We start from the raw sequence: 19,044 nt of genomic DNA on the forward strand, positions 1-19,044 counted from the left end.
TAGCCAGTTAGGGCTACTTGGAAACAGCCTGGGTCAGCAGTTCAAGAGCCTTGTTCAGGGTGGCGCTTGGACGCATCACAGCGGAGGTCTTTTCCTCGTTCGGACGGTAGTAGCCGTCCAGTTCGACCGGCTTGCCCTGGACCTCGGCGAGTTCGGCCACGATGGTTTCCTCGTTCTCGCCCAGTGCCTTGGCGACGTCGGCGAAGGCCGCTGCCAGCTCGGCGTCCTTGTCCTGCTTGGCCAGCTCCTCGGCCCAGAACTTGGCCAGGTAGAAGTGGCTGCCGCGGTTGTCCAGCTCGCCGACCTTGCGTTTTGGCGACTTGTCTTCCAGCAGGAAGGTGCCGGTGGCGGCATCCAGGGTGTCCGCCAGGACCTGTGCGCGGGCGTTGCCGGTGGTGACTGCCAGGTGCTCGAAGGAAGCGCCCAGTGCCATGAATTCGCCCAGCGAATCCCAGCGCAGGTGGTTCTCGGACACCAGCTGCTGCACGTGCTTCGGAGCGGAGCCGCCGGCGCCGGTCTCGAACAGTCCGCCGCCTGCCAGCAGCGGCACGATGGACAGCATCTTGGCGCTGGTGCCCAGTTCCAGGATCGGGAACAGGTCGGTCAGGTAGTCGCGCAGCACGTTGCCGGTGACCGAGATGGTGTCCTCGCCCTTGCGGATGCGCTCGATCGAGTACTTGGTGGCCTCGATCGGGGACAGGATCTCGATGGTCAGGCCCTCGGTGTCGTGCTCCTTGAGGTACTCGTTGACCTTGGCGATCAGCACGGCGTCGTGGGCGCGGTTCTCATCCAGCCAGAACACGATCGGGGTCTGGGAGGCGCGGGCGCGGTTCACTGCCAGCTTCACCCAGTCGCGGATGGCGATGTCCTTGGTCTGGCAGGCGCGCCAGATGTCGCCGGTGAAGACCTGGTGCTCGATCAGCACGGTGTCGTTCTCGTCGACGATCTGCACATGTCCGTTGGCGGCCAGCTCGAAGGTCTTGTCGTGGGAGCCGTATTCCTCGGCCTTCTGGGCCATCAGGCCGACGTTTGGCACGGTGCCCATGGTGGTCGGGTCGTAGGCGCCGTTGGCACGGCAGTCCTCGATCACGGCCTGGTAGACGCCTGCGTAGGAGGAGTCGGGCAGCACGGCCAGGGTGTCTGCGGTCTCGCCCTTGGCGTCCCACATCTTGCCGCCCAGGCGGATCATGGCAGGCATGGAAGCGTCCACGATGACGTCCGATGGGACGTGCAGGTTGGTGATGCCCTTGTCGGAGTCGACCATGGCAACTGCCGGGCCCTCTTCCAGGCCCTTGGCGATCAGCTTCTCAACGCCGGCGCGCACGTCGTCGGAGAGCTCGTCCAGGCCGTTGAGGATGGCGGCCAGGCCGTTGTTCGGGTTCAGGCCGGCTGCCGCCAGCTCGTCCCCGTAGGTGTCGAACAGCTCGGAGAAGTAGGCCTTGACGACCTGGCCGAAGATGATCGGGTCGGAGACCTTCATCATGGTGGCCTTCAGGTGTGCCGAGAAGAGGATGCCCTCTTCCTTGGCGCGGGCCACGGAGGCCTTCAGGAAGTCCTGCAGGGCTGCCACGTGCATGACGGTGCCGTCGATGACCTCGTCCTTGAGCACCTTGAAAGGCTTCTTCAGGACCTTGACTTCGCCGTCTTCGCCGACGAAGCGGATGGAGATCGACTTGTCCTTGTCGATGACGATGGACTTCTCGTTCGAGGCGAAGTCGTCAACGCCCATGGTGGCGACGTTGGTCTTCGAGTCCGCGGCCCAGGCGCCCATGGAGTGCGGGTACTTGCGGGCGTAGTTCTTCACGCTCAGCGGTGCGCGGCGGTCGGAGTTGCCCTCGCGCAGCACCGGGTTCACGGCGGAGCCCTTGATCTTGTCGTAGCGGGCGCGGACGTCGGTCTCTTCGTCGGAGGAAGGGTTGTCCGGGTAGTCCGGCAGGGCGTAGCCGGCGGCCTGCAGCTCGGCGATCGCGGCCTTCAGCTGCGGGATCGACGCGGAGATGTTCGGAAGCTTGATGATGTTAGCTTCCGGGGTCTTAGCCAGGTCGCCAAGCTCAGCCAGGGCGTCGCCGATGCGCTGCTCTTCGGTGATGTAGTCCGGGAAGGTGGCGATGATGCGGCCGGCCAGCGAGATGTCGCGGGTCTCCAGCTCCACACCGGCGGTCGAGGCGAAGGCCTCCACGATCGGCAGGAACGAGTGGGTCGCCAGCATCGGCGCTTCGTCGGTGTGGGTGTAAATAATCTTGGCCATAGGTGTGGCTTCTCCCTGAACGTCGTGCGGAAGCGGGGTTATCCGCCCTGAACTCAACGTTCCAAATCTACCCGATTTTGCTCCGCGCCACACTTTCCAGTCCCGGAAAATACGCCGAAAGAGCCCTAAAATTCGCCCAATTGCCGGGTGGGAGGGGCTACGAGCAGTTCGTCACATTTAAGTTAATCGTCGATAACTCAAGCGCCATGTTCGCTATTCGACCAGCTGCGCCGTCAGCACGCCGAGCGATGCCGCCACGTCATCGAAGATGCCGGCAGGGTCCGCGGCTTCGCCGGACCGCTCGGCCAGGCCGAAGCACTGCCAGGTCACGCGCCAGCAGGTTGCGAGCATTTCGCCGATCAGCAGCGCGGGCATGGCCGCGAGCAGCCCGCGTCCGGTCAGGTAATCGGAAACCGCGGCCACCAGCTCCTGCTCCTGCCGCGTGGCCACCAGCAGCAACCTCGGCTCGGCCACCATCAGCCGCGAAACACGGCGGAATTCATTGCCCTGGACTTCTTCCAGCAGCATGCTCCGGAAGGCGGCCAGCAGCAGGCGCAGAATGCTTGCCCCATCCGCGCCGTCGGGGATGTCGCAGCCCTCCACCGCTTCAAACAGCCCGCGCTCGGCAGGCAGCATGGCCGCTTCCCTAGAGGGAACGTAGCGGAAAAAGGTCCGTTCGGAAATTCCGGCACGCTGGGCGATGCGCCCCACCGTCACCGCGTCGAAGCCCTGCTCTTCCAGAATGTCCAAGGCCGCGGACCGGATGCCCTGCAAGGTCCCGGCTTTGCGTTCGTCTCGGATTCCCACCGTGCACTCCTCGCGTTCGGTTGCCTGTCGCCATGGTATCCCGGGTATCCAAGCATATTTCCTGTCACACGCTGACAGATTCATCCCTTAAATGTGTCAGACTATGACAGAATTTTTGAGTCTTCCCTTCAAGAACGAGGTAACCGTGTCCACCGAACACATCCAAACCGCCCAGGGCGCGCCGCCGGCCGGCCCCCAGCTGTCCACCCGGCAGGTGACCGGGATCATCGCGGCCCTGGCGCTGGCCGCCTTCATGATGATCCTCAACGAGACGGTGCTGACCGTGGCGCTGCCCGGCATCATGAACGACCTGCAGATTTCAGCTGCCACGGGGCAGTGGCTGACGACCGGATTCCTGCTGACCCTATCGGTGGTGATTCCGACGACCGGCTTCCTGCTGCAGCGCTTCAACCACGGTTCGCTGTTCATGTTCGCCATCATCAGCTTCATCATCGGCACCGCCGTCGCGGCGCTGGCTCCCAGCTTCGTGCTGCTCCTGGCCGCCCGCATGGTCCAGGCGCTGGGCACGGCCATTGTGCTGCCCCTGCTCATGACCACCACGCTGCGACTGGTGCCGGCGCAGCGCCGCGGCACGGTCATGGGGCTGAACTCCGTGGTCATCGGCGTGGGACCGGCCGTGGGACCCACCGTTTCCGGCGCGGTGGTCCACGCGTGGGGCTGGCACTACATCTTCGCCATGATGCTGCCGATCGCGGTGCTGGTCCTCGTTCTCGGCGCCGTCTTCTTCAAGGTTCCCGCCAGCGCGCAGAAAACCCGCGTCGACGCGGCGTCCGTGCTCCTTTCCGCGATGGCCTTCGGCCTGCTGGTTTACGGCATTTCAAGCATCGAGCACGCCTCGCAGAACCCCGCCATGGCCATCGCCAGCTTCGCCATCGGCGCGTTGTCCCTGGTCTTGTTCATCCGCCGCCAGCGGGGGCTGGCGCGCGAGGGGCGCGAACTGCTGAATCTCGCTCCCTTCGCCTCGCGCAACTTCCGGCTGGCCATGATCCTGATCATGATCGCCTTCGGCACGCTGCTCGGTTCGCTGATGGTTGTGCCGATCCTCCTCGAATCCGGGCGGGGACTGGACTCGCTGACCATCGGCCTGATGCTCCTGCCGGGCGGGCTGGCCCAGGCGGTGGCCTCCCCGGTCTTCGGGCGCGTCTACGACCGCTTCGGCCCGCGCCCGGTATTGATCCCGGGAACCGCAATGCTGGCCCTGGGCCAGTGGCTCTATGTGGGCGTGCGCGCCGACAGCCCGCTGTGGCTGTTCGCCACCGCGCACGTGGTCTTCTCCATCGGATTCGCGCTGCTCATGACCGGGTTGATGTCCTCGGCCATGGCTTCGGTGGATCCGCGCCTGTTCGGCCATGGCTCCGCGATCTTCAATACCGGCCAGCAGCTGGGCGGCGCGATCGGCACTACGCTGTTCGTCACCGTCCTGACCCTGCTGTCCACCGCGCAGGAGGCTTCCGGAACCAGCGCCGTCCAGGCCCTGTTCGACGGCGCGCACATGGCCTTCCTCATCGGCGCGGTGCTGGCCAGCGCAACGGTGGTTCTCTCGCTGTTCATCGGACGCGGCACCGCGCCCACGGGCAGGTAGCCGCATCCCTCCGAGGGAGGACCTCGGGCAGTTTCCCAGCCTCCGCCAAGGTTGGGAGCCTCGTGAAGCGCAGCTCGCTAGGGTTAGGTCATCTGCCAAACCCAGGCGGAGGCCGAGCAGCTTGAGCGATCGGCACGCTACCGAAGACAAGGGAGAGAACATGGGCAACAACCACGACGAAACCGTCGCACCAGACAAGACCCCTGATCCGCAGGGCAAGAACACCACCGTCCCGGATTCCCCGACCTCGTCTCCGATTCCCTTCGGCCACGAAGACGACGACGAGCAGAAGAAGGACTCGACCCAGCGGTAGGAGTTGCACGCTTCTTCACAACGGACAGCGGGCCGGCAGGTACGAGATTCGTACCTGCCGGCCCGCTGGCTTGTGCAGCAGGACTGGTTAGCCCTCGGCCGGGAACCTGCCCCACACGCGGTGCCGGGAGACCAGATCCTCCAAGACCCCGGGCAGTGAATCCGCGTCAACCAGTTCCACGCCCGGATCGCCGCTTGGCAGCCCGGCGGCGTTCACCGCGCCATAGGCCGCTTCATCCAAGCACAGGATCGGCTTGCTCTGGCGGTAGGCCTCCTGCACCAGCAGGACCACGCGGGGATCCGCCGACTGCGGCACGCCCACGCCGGCTCCCGCCTTGGTGTCCAGGGGAACCTGCGCATCGGCCGCCGGAGGCAGCGCCCCGGCAAGCACCAGCGCGTCGAACTCGATCGAGCGGGTAGTGAAATAGGTCCGGTCCACTTCCATCCCCGACTCGGTCTTCCCGCCATGGGGCGCGACAATCAGCGGGGTCATCCCCTTGGCGCGGATCACCTCGGCCAGCTCCTTGTCCTGCGGGTAGCCGGGCAAGCCGACGACTATCCCGATCTGGCGTCCGTCCACCGGCCAGGTGCCGCCAACCTGGGAGAGGGCCGGACTCAACGGCAGATCGTCGATGTCCTGCTGCGGCGCAGGGGCCGGCAGCCCGAGCGCGCTGGCCACCGCGGCGGCGAGGTCCGCGTCGATCTCCGCCAGGCACTGGACTTGGCGCTCGCGGATCGTGTTATCCGCGCACTTGCCCAATTCAAAGCTGTAGGCCTGCTTGATATGGTCGCGTTCCTGGGCACTGAGGCTGCGGTAGAACAGCCGCGCTTGGGAGTAATGGTCCGAGAAGCTCACCGGTTCGCTGCGCTGCTTGGTGCCCGCGGTTTCCTGCGGGTACTCCAAGGCCGGGAATTCCTGGCCGTTGGCCAGCTCCGCCATGAACGGGCATCCGCCGTCCAGCGAATTCGGCTTGTAGGGCGCGATGCCCTCATGGATATTGTGCTGGTGATAGCCATCCCGGAACATGTCGTTGACCGGGTTCTTCGGGCTGTTGATCGGGATCTGGGCGAAGTTCGGCCCGCCCAGGCGGGTCAGCTGGGTATCCAAGTAGGAGAACAGGCGCGCTTGCAGCAAGGGATCATCGGTAATGTCGATGCCCGGCACCAGATGGCCCGGGTGGAAGGCAACCTGCTCGGTTTCGGCGAAGTAGTTCGATGGATTGCGATCCAGCACCATCTTGCCGATCAGCTGCACCGGGCACAGCTCTTCCGGGACGAACTTGGTGGGATCGAGCAGGTCGATGCCCTGGAAGGTCGCGGTGCCGTCATCCTCGAAAAGCTGGACGCCCAGCTCCCATTCCGGATAGGCGCCGGCATCAATCGCGTCAGCCAGGTCCCGGCGGTGGAAGTCCGGGTCCGCTCCTGCGGCCAGCTGGGCTTCTTCCCATGTCAGCGAGTGGACACCGAGCTTCGGCTTCCAGTGGAACTTGACCAGGGAGGCCTTGCCGCCCGGTCCGATCATGCGGAAGGTATGCACGCCAAAGCCTTCCATCATGCGGTAGGACCGCGGAATCCCGCGGTCGCTCATGTTCCACATGGTGTGGGCCTGCGCCGGGGTGTGCAGGGAGACGAAATCCCAGAAGGTATCGTGCGCCGACTGGGCCTGCGGAATTTCCCGATCCGGCTCGGGCTTCACCGCGTGGACGATGTCCGGGAACTTGATTCCGTCCTGGATGAAGAAGACCGGGATGTTGTTCCCCACGAGGTCGAAAACGCCTTCCTCGGTGTAGAACTTCGTGGCGAAGCCTCGGGTGTCGCGGGCCGTGTCCATCGAACCGCGGGAGCCAGCTACCGTGGAGAAGCGCACGAAGACATCGGTCTGCTTGTTCGGCTTCAGGAAATCCGCAACGCAGAAGTCTGCGGCATTGCCGTAGCTGACGAACTTTCCATGGGCGCCGGCGCCGCGGGCGTGGACCACGCGCTCCGGGATGCGCTCATGGTCGAAGTGCATGATTTTCTCGCGCAAATGGTGGTCTTGAAGGAGGATCGGTCCCCGCTCGCCCACTTTCAAGGAGTGGTCGGTATCCGTCAACGGGGATCCCTGGCTCGTGGTCAGGTGCTTCGAGGTCTGCCCCGGAGCCTTGTCCCGGCGGTCCGCTTCCGGATTGGTGGGATGTGCTGATTCGGTCGTCATTGCGTGCTCCTTCGTCCTGGAATTCTTTCGGAATGCCTTCGGCTGTCCCGCGCGGTGCTCCGCGATACGGTGAACAGCAAGGTCTTTGCCACGCTATGGGTTCGGGCAGGCCGTTTCCATGAAGCCTGCTAATTCCCATGCTCTTTCCAGCCTTGGTGCTCCCAGCGCCATACGACGTGAGATTGTTGAACAATCTTGGTTTTTGGTGCATTCTGTAAGCAACACATTTATCGAGACGGGGATCACAATGCCATTCATAGACCTGAATTCCGATGTCGGCGAGTCCTTCGGCAACTGGAGCATGGGCGACGACGCCGCCATCTTCACCTCCGTCTCCTCGGCCAATGTCGCCTGCGGATTCCACGCCGGCGACCCCAGCACCATCCGCCAAACCTGCAAGGACGCGGTCGCCGCCTCGGTGACCATCGGGGCGCATGTGGGCTATCGCGACCTGGCCGGATTCGGCCGCCGCTTCGTTGACTGCTCGGCCACGGAACTGGCTGACGACGTGCTCTACCAGCTTGGCGCCCTGCAGGCTCTGGCCCGCTCGGCCGGCGGGGAGATCAAGTACGTCAAGCCGCACGGCGCGCTCTACAACACGATCGTGCACCACGAGGTGCACGCCCAGGCCGTCGTGGACGCCATCAAGGCCTTCGGCGAAGACCTGCCGGTGCTGCTGCTGCCCGGATCCGTGGCGTTGGCCAAGGCCGAGAAGGCAGGGCTGCGCGGGGTGGCCGAAGCCTTTGCCGACCGCAACTACAACCCGGACGGCACCCTGGTCTCGCGCCGCGAAGCCAACGCCGTGCTGCACGACCCGGCGGCAGTCACCGCGAACATGATCCGTCTGGCCACCGAGGGCACCTTGGAGGCAGTGGACGGCAGCACCATCACCATGCCCGCCGAAAGCATCTGCCTGCACGGTGACACCGCCGGAGCCGTGGCCATGGCCGCCGCGGTCCGCGAAGGCTTGGAATCCGCTGGCGTGAGCATTAAGAGCTTTGCATGAGCCAGCGCGACGTACGGCTGGCCGGCAGCCGCTCGGTGCTGGTTGAGCTCCCGGACCTGGATTCAGTGCTGGGTTTGTCCGCTCTGCTGCGCACCAGCCCGCTGCCCGGACAGCTCGATGTGCTCGCCGCGGCGAGCACCGTGTTCATCAAGGCCGACTGCGCGGCCAACGCGCAAGCCATCGCCAAGACCGTGCGCACCCTGGAACTGGGGTCCTCCGCGGCCGCGACCGGTTCGCTGATCACTGTGCCCGTCCATTACGACGGCGAAGACCTGGCCGAGGTGGCCCGGCTGACCTCGCTAAGTCCCGAGGCGGTCATCAACGCCCATTCCCAGCAGATCTGGCGGGCGGCCTTCGGCGGCTTCGCCCCGGGCTTCGCCTACCTGCGCGGCGAGAACCAGCTGCTGAACGTGCCGCGCCGCGCCATCCCGCGCAAGGCGGTCCCCGCCGGCGCGGTGGCGCTGGCCGGAGAGTACTCGGCCGTCTACCCCCGCCAGTCCCCCGGCGGCTGGCAGCTGATCGGCCACACCGATGCAGTGCTGTGGGACCTTGAGCGCGAGAACCCCGCGCTGATCCGCCCGCAGGACCGCGTGCAGTTCATCCCCAGCCGCGCCGCATTGACCGTGGCGGACGCCCCCGCCGCCGAACCGGCCCCAGACACCGAGCGCCCGGCGTCCTCCGCCGCCCAGCTGGAGATCCTGGATCCGGGACTGCAGTCGCTGATCCAGGACGCTGGCCGTCCGGGCCTGGGCGATCTGGGAGTCAGCACCGCCGGCTGGGCCGATGCCATCTCCGCCGCCCAGGCCAACCGCCTGGTCGGCAACCAGCCAGGCGCAGCCGTCATCGAGAACCTGCTGGGCACGCTCACCCTGCGCGCCCGCGGGGATGCGGTGCTCGCGGTCTCCGGAGCCTGCGCCACCGTGAACATCACCCCGGTGGACGGCGACGACTTCCACGAATTCCGGCAGATCCCCATGGACACGCCCTTCGCGCTGCTCGACGGCGAGCTGCTCGCCCTCACCCCGAACGGCGCCGGACTGCGCAGCTACCTGGGCGTGCGCGGCGGGTTCGACGTCCCGCAGGTGCTGGGCTCCCGCTCCAGCGACTCGATGTCTGGCATCGGCCCCGCGCCACTGCGTGCTGGGCAGCTGCTGCCGGTCGGAGAAGTCTCCGGCCTGCAGGTGGTGGGCAACCCCGAGCCCTCGCCGCTGCCGGTGCCCGCCGAGCACGGCGTCTTCACGCTGCGCATCACCCCCGGCCCGCGCGAGGACTGGTTCGGCGCCCCGGGACTGGCCCGGCTGACCGGCCAGCTCTGGAAGGCCTCCGCGGATTCGAACCGCGTGGGCGTCCGGCTGGAATTGGGCCAGGACGACGCGCGGCCGCTGGAACGGGTGCGCGCGGGCGAGCTGGCTTCCGAGGGCGTGGCCCTGGGCTCGCTGCAGGTCCCGCCCTCCGGTCTTCCGGTGCTGTTCCTGGCCGACCACCCGGTCACCGGCGGCTACCCGGTGATCGCCGCGGTCGTCGACGAAGACCTGCCCGCCGCCGCCCAACTGCCCCCGGGCTCGCTGATCCGCTTTGAACTGACATCCCACCCCGGCACCCGCACTCCCGTGAAGGAATCCCGCGCATGAAAAAAGTACTGATCGCCAACCGCGGCGAGATCGCCGTCCGCATCGCCCGTGCCTGCACCGACGCCCAGCTGGTCTCGGTGGCCATCTACTCGGATCCGGATGCCGACGCCCTGCACGTGCGCCGCGCCGACGAGGCCTACGCGCTGAATGGCTCGCAGAGCGCCGACACCTATTTGGACATCGCCAAGATCATCGAAATCGGCACCCGCGCCGGCGCCGACGCGGTGCACCCGGGCTACGGCTTCCTGTCCGAAAACGCCGACTTCGCCCAGGCGGTCATCGATGCGGGCATGACCTGGATCGGCCCGTCCCCCGAAGCGATCCGGGCTTTGGGCAACAAGGTCACCGCCCGCGAGATCGCGGTGCGCGCCGGAGCCCCGCTGGTACCTGGCACCGACGGCCCGGTGGCCGACGCGGCCGAGGTGCGCGCCTTCGCCGAGCAGTTCGGCCTGCCGGTGGCCATCAAGGCCGCGTTCGGCGGTGGCGGACGCGGCATCAAGGTGGTCCGCGCGATGGAAGACATCGAGGCCTCCTACGAATCGGCGGTGCGCGAGGCCACCGCCGCCTTCGGCCGCGGCGAATGCTTCGTCGAGCGCTTCCTGGACAAGCCGCGCCACGTCGAGGCGCAGGTGCTGGCCGATGCACACGGCAACGCCGTGGTGGTCGGCACCCGCGACTGCTCGCTGCAGCGCCGCCACCAGAAGCTCGTCGAGGAGGCCCCGGCCCCCTTCCTCACCGACGAGCAGCGCGCCTCCATCCATTCCTCCGCCAAGGCGATCTGTCTGGAGGCAGGCTACGTGGGCGCCGGAACCGTTGAATACCTGGTGGCCCCGGACGGGCTGATCTCCTTCCTGGAAGTCAATACCCGCCTGCAGGTGGAGCACCCGATCACCGAGGAAACCACCGGCGTGGACCTGGTCGCCGAGCAGCTGCGCATCGCCGCCGGCGAGCCGCTGTCCTTCACCGAGGATCCGGCCCCGACCGGGCACAGCTTCGAGTTCCGCATCAACGCCGAGGACCCGGCGCGCGGTTTCCTGCCGGGCCCCGGACGCATCACCGGCTTCGAGGCTCCGACCGGCTCTGGCATCCGCGTGGATTCGGGAGTACGCACCAACTCGGTGGTCCCCTCCTACTACGATTCGCTGATGGCCAAGCTGATCGTCACCGGCGCCACCCGCGCGCAGGCGCTGCGCCGCGCGAAGCAGGCTCTGGATGAAATGGTCATCACCGGAGTGCCCTCGGTGCTTCCCTTCCACCGCGCCGTGGTGCGCAACGCCGAGTTCACCCGGGATGACGCCTACGGGGTCTACACCACGTGGATCGAGGCGGAGTTCGCCGAGGACCTCGCGTCCAGCCCGGAAATCGCCGCTGCCCAGCCGGGCGCCGAACGAGAGACCCTCACCATCGAAATCGAGGGCAAGGCCATGAACATCGGCCTGCCGGCCTCGCTGGTGGATTCCATCCGCCATGGCGGGCACGGGGCCACCATGGAAGCCGCCGCGGACAACGTCGAGGCCGCCGACAGCACAGCCACCCTGAACGCCCCGATGAACGGGAACCTGGTCAAGTGGGTGGCCGAGGACGGAGCCGTGGTCGCCGCCGGCGACACCGTGGCAGTGCTGGAAGCCATGAAAATGGAATCCAACGTCACCGCGCACGCCTCCGGCACCTTCACCCGGGGCGCGCAGACCCCGGGAACCATGATTTCCCGCGGGGAAGACATGGGGCGCATCGCTTAACGCTTTGCACTGCGTCCTTCAGGGTGAATTAGATTGGAAGCATGCTCGTGAATGACCTGATTCGTGATCTCCCGCTGGACGAGGAGGCAACCCACGCCCATACCGGCGCCTGGGTTGCCTCGGTGCTGCGCACCAAAATCGCCGAGGGGCAGCTGCGCCCGGGAACGAAGCTCTCCGAGCAGGCCCTGGCCCAGGCCCTGGGCGTCTCGCGCAACACGCTGCGCGAGGCATTCACCGTGCTGGGCAACGAGCTGATCATTACGCGCATCCCCAACCGCGGGGTGTTCGTCGCCTCCCCCGGCATCAACGACGTCAAGGAAATCTACGCGGTACGCCGCATGATCGAACCCGCAGCGCTGCACTGGGGTCCGAAGCTCAACGTGCCCGCCCTTGAACGGATCATCAAGAAGGCCCGCACTGCCCTGGCCTCCGGGAAGATCGAGGCGATGGCGACCGCCAACCAGCGCTTCCACGAGGAGGTTGTGCGCGCCAGCGGCAGCGCCCAGCTGCAGGAGCTGATGACCCGGGTGCTGGCCCAGATGCGATTGGTCTTCCACGCCATGAGCGATGCCCCTGATTTCCACTCGCACTACGTCGAGCTCAACGCATCGCTGGTCGACATGCTGCGCGACGGCGAGCGCGAGCAGGCCGCGACCGCGCTGCGCAACTACCTGGACGTCGCGGAAACCGAGCTGCTCTCCCATCTGGAGGAGCGGATGGACGCCGACGGCAACTAGCCCTGCCGGCACCGATTACGTTCAGGCGTTCTCGGGAGCCGCGAGCGCGGCCCCTGAGTCGATGCGCTCCAGCGCACGGGGCAGGTGCTTGCGCGAGTTCACGGCAACCACTGCAAGGGACAGCAGGCACAGGAGAACCGCGGCGCCCATGATCCACAGGCTGGAGACCCACTGGGCCACCAGGGCAATCACCGTGGGCGCCAGGAACCCGGCGTAGGCAAAGGTGTAGAAGAAGCCCGTCAGCAGGCCAAGCTCGTCCGGGCCCGCGGCGCGCTGCAGTTCAAGCAGCCCGCCCACCATCAACAGGCCGTTGCCGCAACCGAGCAGCACCGAAGCGCCCAGGCCGAGCGCCGGGCTGTTGAGCAGGATCGCCCCGATGATGGCCAGCATGCCGCCAAGCACCACTGCGACGCCCAGCAGCAGGGTGCGGGCGCTGTTGACGGTATCGACCCTGCGTCCCAGCGGCTGAATCAGCACCCCGCATCCCATGGTCAGCGCCACCGCCACGGTGGTGTAGGTATGGCGTGCCGCACCGCCCATGGCGGGAACCATCTCCGGAATCACCACGAAGCCCATGGTCGCCGCCGCGAACACCCACGGGGCGGCGGGCGCGATGACCGCCCAGAACCGTTTGCCGCCGCGCTGCTGCGCCGCACCGCCCGGTACTGGCCGGGTCTGGGTTCCGGGCGCCGTGGCTTGCGGGAGCTGGCGTTGCCTGGTTTCGGGGAGCTTGCGCAGCAGGATCAGGACCGGCAGGCACAACAGGATGTGCGTTGCGTAGGGAAGGACATCCGGCATCGGCGCCCACGCCACCAGCATTCCCCCGGCCACCGGGCCCAGGCAGAATCCGGTGGAGGTCAGCAGCGAGGCACGCCGGGCCCCGGATCCGGCCGTCGAGTTCGGGTCCCAGGGTGCTTGGGAGAGCTCCTTGACCCAGCTTGTTGCAGCCGCCATGCCCAGGCCGGTCGCCGTGCCGGCCAGCAGCCTGCCGGCGAACAGCGGCAAGGGACCGAGGTGCGAGAGCATCAAGGCAAGGCTCGCGGCAATGGAGATCAGCACCGCGATCATCGTGAGGCGTTTTCGTCCACGCAGGTCAGAGGCGCGCCCGCCGAGCAGCAGTGCCGGTACGAGTCCCAGCACGTAGATGCCCAGCAAGGAGGTCACCAGCACTTCCGAGAAGCCGTGGTCCTGCCGGTAATGCACCAGCAGCGCGACGTATTGGTTGGCTCCCCATCCCACCAGAAGCAGGCTCAGTGCTGCGGGGAACCAATATTTTGCCTGTTGCGCCATGGACCGATGTTTCTTTCACGTTCAAGAAGTGATGGCGACCAACTGTCCACCATTCACGCCAGTGTGTCATAATTCACAGCGCAATGACGGATTCATGACGCCGCTTCCACGCGCCCCAGCGGCACAGCTGGCAATCCGGCGTCCAGCGCTTGTCGATATGATCAAACCTGGGCTGGATATTTTCCCCTCCCAGGAGAAGAACAGCCGATACATTCCAGCGTCAGAGAGGTCGACAGATGCGCAGCGCACTCACGAGGCGGACCATCCAGCGCCACTCCGCCTTCCGCCCCGGGCGACAGGCGGCCTGATGACGGAGCAGACATCACCAGCCAAGGGCTCACGCACGGCGGTCTTCGCTCCCTTGAGCTCCGACACCCGCACCGCGCAGGTCGCCCAGCGGCTCACGGATGCCATCTTGCTGGGTGTGCTGGCACCCGGCGAGCGCCTGCCCACCGAAACGGATCTGGCCAAGAAGTTCGGTGTTGCCGTGGTGACGGCACGCGAAGCCTTGGCGGACATGCGCAAGGATGGTCTGCTGGAAACCCGCCGCGGCCGCGAAGGCGGTTCCTTCGTCCGCGCCGAAGCCCCCAATGCCTCCCAGCAGTTGATGACCTCCAGGCTGCGCGGCATCTCGCGCACCGAATTGCTCGATGCCGCGGTCTACCTCGACGTCATCACCAGCGGTGCGCTCGACCGGGCCACCCACGTGTGCACTTCGGCCGAAGCGAAAGCCCTGGAAGCCTGGCTCGACCGCGCGGATTTCTCAACCCCGGCCAACGCCGCCCGCGACCACGGAGGATTCCTGCTGGAACTGTGCGTGCTGTCCCAGTCCCCGCGGCTGGTCCGCGAGCAAATCGGCTTCCAAGCGCAGTACGGGCAGCTCATGTGGCTGGGTCTGCGCGATGAAGCGCTCGCCGGACGGATCGCAGAACTGGACCGAGCCATGGCGCAGGCCCTGGCATCACGCGATGCGGCGCCAGGCCGCGCCGCATGCCAGGAATCATTCACGCTGCTGTCCACCTGGCTCATCAGCCGCAAACAAGAACTGGAGGTGGCTTGATGGCCGTCGCAGCCGAGCTTGGAGAATGGTTCGAGCGGTATTTTGAACGTTTGGATGCGCTGCACACCCAGATCGCGCAGCTACCTGCCGAGCACTTGGGCGCCACCGTCCAGGATCTGGTGCGCCCATGGCTTCTGGATGATGCCAACGGCATCGTCGGCGCCGACTACATTGGCGAAAGCGCCGGGCAGATGCGGTTCGAATGGTGGCTGGCACCGATGCAGGACAATCCGCTGTTCGCTGCCGGTTCCGAAATCAATCGGCTGCAGCTGGAGCAGCGCGAGTACGCGGACTATGTTCGCGACTACCGCAGCCTTGAATGGTATTCGGTCCCCCACTCCTCGGGACGCCGGCATATCACCGGTCCGTTCGTCGATCACCTGTGCATCTGCGACTACGTGCTGACGCTGACTATTCCGGTCACCGGCAGCGCCGAAGGAATTGTCGGTTTGGATCTTCGGGTCAGGGATGTCGAACCCGCGCTCCAGCGCCTGCTGCTGGGCTTGGACGGGCCAGCCGCGCTGGTCTCCGCGCACGGCCGGGTGATCACTTCCTCTGATCCGCGGGACGGCTTGGGTGCCCTAATTGCCCCTGAATCCCTTGAAAATTCGGACGTGGTGACAGGTACGAGCCTGTTGGTGGTGCGCAGCCAAAATTAAACCTTCTATATAGAATCTTTAAGTGTTATTCTCGGTGTGTCACACTTCACACGCAGCTTCTGCGTACGCTCGCAACGAGGATTCCATGAATTCACAACACGATCTCCAAGACGGGAACCATCTGGCCGTCCTGGGCTATGAACAGTCCTTTGACCGTTCAATGTCCCTTTGGGCCAACTTCGCCCTGGGCTTTACCTATTTGTCTCCGCTGGTGGGCGTCTATTCGCTCTTCGCCCTGGCCATGGCCACCGGTGGTCCGCCTTCGGTCTTCTGGATCCTCATCGTGGCCGCGGGGCAGTTCCTGGTCTCGCTGGTCTTCGGCGAGGTGGTTTCGCAGTACCCGATCCACGGCGGCATCTACCCGTGGACCCGCAGGCTCTGGGGCAAGCGCTATGCCTGGATGGCAGCCTGGATCTACATCTGGGCCATGATCGTCACCATCACCTCGGTGGCCCAGTTCGGCTCCGGGTTCGTGGCCAGCACCTTCAATGTCGAGCTGACCGAGGCCACCACCTTCTGGTTCGCCACGGCCATGCTGCTCATCGCCCTGCTGCTGAACTTCTCCGGCACCAAGATGCTCGCGCGCATCGCCCGCATCGGCCTGGCCGCAGAGCTGATCGGCGTGATCGCCGTGGGCTTCTACCTGCTGGTCTTCAAGCGCGAGCAACCGTTCAGCGTTTTCTTCGACTCCATGGGTGTTGAGGGCGACGGGAGCTACGGCGTGGCCTTCATGGGCGCGGCGCTGGCCGGCCTGTTCCTCTTCTACGGCTTCGAGGCCTGCGGCGACGTCGCCGAAGAGGTCAGCAACCCAGCCCGGCGCATCCCCAAGGCCATGATGATGACCATCCTGGTCGGCGGCGTGTCGGCACTCATCTCGTTCACCGGCTACGTGCTGGCAGCCCCGAACCTCCAGGAAATCGTCAACGGCGAAGACGTGGACCCCATCCCGGCCATCCTGGAAGCTTCGCTGGGCGCCGTGGGCGCCAAGATCTTCCTGGTGGTTGCGTTGACCGCGTTCCTGTCCTGCGTGCTCTCGCTGCAAGCCGCCGCATCCCGGCTGATCTATTCCTTCGCCCGTGACGGCATGCTGCCGGGCCACCGCTGGCTCGCAAAGGTCTCCCCGCGCAACAAGGTGCCGTCCAATGCCCTGCTCGTGGCCTGCTGCATCCCGCTGCTGCTGTGCGTGTTCATCTACTTCGGGCCGGAGACCCTGCTGACCCAGATCACCGGCTTCGCCATTCTGGGCATCTACGTCGCCTTCCAGTCAGTGGTGCTGGCCGCCCTACGCCAGCGGCTTCGCGGCTGGAAGCCTGCAGGTCCGTTCTCGCTGGGCGCCGCCGGCATGCTGGTCAACATCCTGGCCCTGGCCTACGGCCTCTTCGCCATGGTGCTGCTCGCGGTCCCCGGTTCCAGCGGCGATGTCCTGGCCGACTGGATCGTCTTGATCGGGCTTGCAGTGGTGGCAGGAACCGGTGCGCTGTACCTGTTCATCGCCCGCCCCGATGCCAAGTCCGATGCGCCGAGCAATGACGCCATCGAAGTGGCCGAGAAGCTGCGCGCGGCCCAGCGCTCTGCCGCGCCGGTCGACTGATCGATACAGAACGCAAAGCCGCATGCGTCGCATCCCCGATGGGGTGCGCCGCCTGCGGCTTTGCTGCGTATTTGGAGCCTATGGCACCTGGTAGAACGTATCCTTCACGTCAGTGATCAGCATGTGCCCTGGCGCGTGGCCGATGGCCAAAGCCGGGCGCGATTCCATGACCGCCGCCTGCGGAGTGACGCCGCAGGCCCAGAACACCGGAATGCAGCCTTCCGGGATCTGCACGGCGTCGCCGAAGTCGGGTTTGCCCAGATCCGTGATGCCCAGCTCCTCCGGGTTGCCGATATGCACCGGCGCCCCGTGCACCGCTGGGTAGCGGGAGGTGATGCGCACCGCGTCGGCAACCTGCGAGGCCGGAATCGGCCGCATCGAAACCACCATGGGCCCGGACATGGATCCCGCCGAGACGCTGCGCCGCGTCGTCTTGTACATGGGCACGTTGACGTCCTGGTCGATGTGGGCCACGGAGATGCCTGCCTCGATGAGCGCCGCTTCGAAGGTGAAGGAGCACCCGACGATGAAGGTCACCAGATCCTCGCGCCAGTACTCGGCAAGATCCGTTGGCTCGGCGACCTTTTCGCCGTTCTCATACACCACGTACTTGGGGACGTCCGTGCGGATGTCGCCGCCAGCCAGCAGCTCATTGGACACCTGGCCCGCTTCCAGGACCCCGAGGATCGGGCAGGATTTGGGGTTGCGCTGGGCGAAGAGCAGCACCTCGAAGGCCAGTGCCTGCGGCACGATGATCAGGTTCGCCTGCGCGTAGCCGGCGCTGAAGCCCGCGGTGGGCACCACCTGTCCCTGTCGGAAGTACTCGCGCGCTTCGCGGGGGCTCAGGGCCGCCCGCTCGCTGATGCTCAGGTCTCGAACGTTTGCCATGGGTAATCCGCCTTAGGAATTCCACAGGGCCGAGAGCCCCGACAGGGAGTTGTAGCCGAGGAACACGGTCAGGAGCCAGGCCAGGGCGCCGATGAAGAGCAGGAACTTGGGGTACTTATAGCCGCCCATCAGGTCGCGGCGGCGCCAGGCCACCCAGAGCAGGACGGCCAGGCCGACCGGAAGGATCAGGCCGTTGAAGGCCCCGGCGAAGATCAACAGGGTCGCAGGAGCCTTGCCCAGGAAGACGTAGATCACGGCGCAGACGGCGATGAAGCCGACGGTGATCAGGTTGCGGGTGCGTTCGGGGGTGGTGCTCTTGGTGATGAACGAAACCGAAGTGTAGGCGGCGCCGATGACGCTGGTCAGCGCGGCGGCCCAGAGGATGATGCCGAAGGAGCGCAGGCCGATATCTCCTGCCGCGGCGCCGAATGCCTCGGCTGCCTTGTTGTCGCTGGTCAGTGCCACGCCGCCGGCAACGACGCCGAGGATTGCCAGAAAGAGCAGCACCCGCATGATGCCGGTGACGATGATGGCCAGCACCGAGGTCTTGGAGATCTCCTTGACGTGCTCGACGCCGGTGGTCCCGGAGTCCAGCATGCGGTGCGCGCCGGCATAGGTGATGTAGCCGCCGACCGTGCCGCCGATCAGGGTGGTGATGATCAGGAAGTCGACCTGCTCGGGAAGCACCACGTTGCGCAGCGCATCGCCCACCGGAGGCGCGGCGACGATCGCGACGTAAAGCATCAGCAGGATCATGATGGCGCCCAGCAGGACCACGATGCGGTCCAGCGCCATGCCCGCCTTCTTGGACAGGAAGATCAGGATCGCAATCACTGCGGAAATGGCACCGCCGATCTTGGCGTCCACACCCAGCATCGCGTTCAGGCCCAGGCCGGTGCCGGCGATGTTGCCGATGTTGAACACCATGCCGCCGATGAAGACCAAGGCGGCCAGCAGCCAGCCGACGCCGGGAAGGACCTTGTTGCCCAGCTCCTGGGCGCGCAGGCCGCTGACGCCGATCACGCGCCAGACGTTGAGCTGCACCGCAATGTCGACGAGGATCGATACGACGATGGCGAAGGCGAAGGCCGCACCGATTTGCACGGTGAACTCAGTGGTCTGGGTAATGAAACCAGGGCCGATGGCGCTGGTGGCCATGAGGAACATGGCGCCCAGCAGCGCTGTGCGCCGGGCTTTTGACGTAGCCTGAGGCTTCGAATCGGGAGTAGACATGATTTCATCCGTTGCGGTAGCGGTGACTGCTGTCACAGAACTAATG

At 66.0% G+C, this 19,044-nt stretch carries 15 protein-coding genes; 9 read left to right on the forward strand and 6 right to left on the reverse strand.

Going from position 1 to position 19,044, the window contains the following annotated elements:
- Window positions 1–13: 13 nt before the first annotated feature.
- Window positions 14–2,248 carry an NADP-dependent isocitrate dehydrogenase gene (locus C1H84_RS06045; RefSeq protein WP_113606841.1) on the reverse strand — a complete coding sequence of 745 codons (2,235 nt, stop codon included), beginning with the start codon at window positions 2,246–2,248 and terminating at the stop codon, window positions 14–16.
- Window positions 2,249–2,461: 213 nt separating this feature from the next.
- Complete coding sequence (locus tag C1H84_RS06050) at window positions 2,462–3,055, reverse strand: TetR/AcrR family transcriptional regulator (RefSeq protein WP_181728053.1); 594 nt, start codon at window positions 3,053–3,055, stop codon at window positions 2,462–2,464.
- Between the two features lie 145 nt (window positions 3,056–3,200).
- On the opposite strand from C1H84_RS06050, the gene C1H84_RS06055 reads away from it, so the two are divergent.
- Both C1H84_RS06055 and C1H84_RS17955 read left to right on the forward strand, forming a co-directional pair.
- Window positions 3,201–4,658 carry an MDR family MFS transporter gene (locus C1H84_RS06055; RefSeq protein ID WP_244910821.1) on the forward strand — a complete coding sequence of 486 codons (1,458 nt, stop codon included), beginning with the start codon at window positions 3,201–3,203 and terminating at the stop codon, window positions 4,656–4,658.
- A 121-nt stretch (window positions 4,659–4,779) separates the two neighbouring features.
- Window positions 4,780–4,971 carry a hypothetical protein gene (locus tag C1H84_RS17955; protein WP_146955927.1) on the forward strand — a complete coding sequence of 64 codons (192 nt, stop codon included), beginning with the start codon at window positions 4,780–4,782 and terminating at the stop codon, window positions 4,969–4,971.
- Window positions 4,972–5,058: 87 nt separating this feature from the next.
- On the opposite strand, the gene C1H84_RS06060 is transcribed toward C1H84_RS17955, so the two are convergent.
- Entirely contained in the window at window positions 5,059–7,164 is a 2,106-nt protein-coding gene (locus C1H84_RS06060) for a catalase (RefSeq protein ID WP_113606844.1), read from the reverse strand.
- A 247-nt stretch (window positions 7,165–7,411) separates the two neighbouring features.
- Here C1H84_RS06060 and C1H84_RS06065 point away from each other — a divergent pair, with 247 nt between their 5' ends.
- The 4 genes from C1H84_RS06065 to C1H84_RS06080 are packed head-to-tail and all read left to right on the forward strand — an operon-like array spanning window position 7,412 to window position 12,277.
- Window positions 7,412–8,170, forward strand: coding sequence for a LamB/YcsF family protein (locus C1H84_RS06065; protein ID WP_047118348.1), 759 nt, complete (start codon window positions 7,412–7,414; stop codon window positions 8,168–8,170).
- A complete protein-coding gene (locus C1H84_RS06070) occupies window positions 8,167–9,801 on the forward strand; it encodes a 5-oxoprolinase subunit B/C family protein (RefSeq protein ID WP_113606845.1) in 1,635 nt (544 codons plus the stop codon). Before C1H84_RS06065 ends, C1H84_RS06070 begins: the two co-directional genes overlap by 4 nt.
- Window positions 9,798–11,540, forward strand: a complete 1,743-nt coding sequence (locus C1H84_RS06075; protein ID WP_113606846.1) for an acetyl/propionyl/methylcrotonyl-CoA carboxylase subunit alpha — start codon at window positions 9,798–9,800, stop codon at window positions 11,538–11,540. The genes C1H84_RS06070 and C1H84_RS06075 overlap by 4 nt, the downstream gene beginning before the upstream one ends.
- 41 nt (window positions 11,541–11,581) lie before the next feature.
- Complete coding sequence (locus C1H84_RS06080; protein WP_113606847.1) at window positions 11,582–12,277, forward strand: GntR family transcriptional regulator; 696 nt, start codon at window positions 11,582–11,584, stop codon at window positions 12,275–12,277.
- 21 nt (window positions 12,278–12,298) lie between these two features.
- Here C1H84_RS06080 and C1H84_RS06085 read toward each other — a convergent pair whose 3' ends face one another.
- Window positions 12,299–13,567, reverse strand: coding sequence for an MFS transporter (locus tag C1H84_RS06085; RefSeq protein ID WP_113606848.1), 1,269 nt, complete (start codon window positions 13,565–13,567; stop codon window positions 12,299–12,301).
- A gap of 307 nt (window positions 13,568–13,874) precedes the next feature.
- Here C1H84_RS06085 and C1H84_RS06090 point away from each other — a divergent pair, with 307 nt between their 5' ends.
- From C1H84_RS06090 to C1H84_RS06100, 3 genes are all read left to right on the forward strand, one after another.
- Window positions 13,875–14,627, forward strand: a complete 753-nt coding sequence (locus tag C1H84_RS06090) for a FadR/GntR family transcriptional regulator (protein ID WP_053797429.1) — start codon at window positions 13,875–13,877, stop codon at window positions 14,625–14,627.
- Window positions 14,627–15,286, forward strand: coding sequence for a PDC sensor domain-containing protein (locus C1H84_RS06095; RefSeq protein WP_113606850.1), 660 nt, complete (start codon window positions 14,627–14,629; stop codon window positions 15,284–15,286). The genes C1H84_RS06090 and C1H84_RS06095 overlap by 1 nt, the downstream gene beginning before the upstream one ends.
- A gap of 85 nt (window positions 15,287–15,371) precedes the next feature.
- On the forward strand, window positions 15,372–16,877 hold the full coding sequence (locus C1H84_RS06100; protein WP_113606851.1) for an APC family permease: 1,506 nt from the start codon (window positions 15,372–15,374) through the stop codon (window positions 16,875–16,877).
- Window positions 16,878–16,955: 78 nt separating this feature from the next.
- Here C1H84_RS06100 and C1H84_RS06105 read toward each other — a convergent pair whose 3' ends face one another.
- Window positions 16,956–17,765: a putative hydro-lyase gene (locus tag C1H84_RS06105; RefSeq protein ID WP_113606852.1), complete on the reverse strand. Its 810-nt coding sequence runs from the start codon at window positions 17,763–17,765 to the stop codon at window positions 16,956–16,958.
- A 12-nt stretch (window positions 17,766–17,777) separates the two neighbouring features.
- A complete protein-coding gene (locus C1H84_RS06110; RefSeq protein ID WP_113606853.1) occupies window positions 17,778–18,998 on the reverse strand; it encodes an NRAMP family divalent metal transporter in 1,221 nt (406 codons plus the stop codon).
- Window positions 18,999–19,044: the final 46 nt, after the last annotated feature.

Origin of the sequence: Glutamicibacter soli (assembly GCF_003309065.1) — a bacterium.
In the GTDB taxonomy this organism is placed as follows: domain Bacteria; phylum Actinomycetota; class Actinomycetes; order Actinomycetales; family Micrococcaceae; genus Glutamicibacter; species Glutamicibacter soli.

Excerpts from the sequence above, each read along its gene's own strand:
- C1H84_RS06110 (WP_113606853.1), bottom strand. The coding sequence starts at position 18,998 with ATGTCTACTCCCGATTCGAAGCCTCAGGCTACGTCAAAAGCCCGGCGC.
- C1H84_RS06075 (WP_113606846.1), top strand. The coding sequence starts at position 9,798 with ATGAAAAAAGTACTGATCGCCAACCGCGGCGAGATCGCCGTCCGCATC.
- C1H84_RS06070 (WP_113606845.1), top strand. The coding sequence starts at position 8,167 with ATGAGCCAGCGCGACGTACGGCTGGCCGGCAGCCGCTCGGTGCTGGTT.
- C1H84_RS06095 (WP_113606850.1), top strand. The coding sequence starts at position 14,627 with ATGGCCGTCGCAGCCGAGCTTGGAGAATGGTTCGAGCGGTATTTTGAA.
- C1H84_RS06105 (WP_113606852.1), bottom strand. The coding sequence starts at position 17,765 with ATGGCAAACGTTCGAGACCTGAGCATCAGCGAGCGGGCGGCCCTGAGC.
- C1H84_RS06065 (WP_047118348.1), top strand. The coding sequence starts at position 7,412 with ATGCCATTCATAGACCTGAATTCCGATGTCGGCGAGTCCTTCGGCAAC.
- C1H84_RS06060 (WP_113606844.1), bottom strand. The coding sequence starts at position 7,164 with ATGACGACCGAATCAGCACATCCCACCAATCCGGAAGCGGACCGCCGG.
- C1H84_RS06090 (WP_053797429.1), top strand. The coding sequence starts at position 13,875 with ATGACGGAGCAGACATCACCAGCCAAGGGCTCACGCACGGCGGTCTTC.
- C1H84_RS06085 (WP_113606848.1), bottom strand. The coding sequence starts at position 13,567 with ATGGCGCAACAGGCAAAATATTGGTTCCCCGCAGCACTGAGCCTGCTT.
- C1H84_RS06100 (WP_113606851.1), top strand. The coding sequence starts at position 15,372 with ATGAATTCACAACACGATCTCCAAGACGGGAACCATCTGGCCGTCCTG.
- C1H84_RS06080 (WP_113606847.1), top strand. The coding sequence starts at position 11,582 with ATGCTCGTGAATGACCTGATTCGTGATCTCCCGCTGGACGAGGAGGCA.
- C1H84_RS06045 (WP_113606841.1), bottom strand. The coding sequence starts at position 2,248 with ATGGCCAAGATTATTTACACCCACACCGACGAAGCGCCGATGCTGGCG.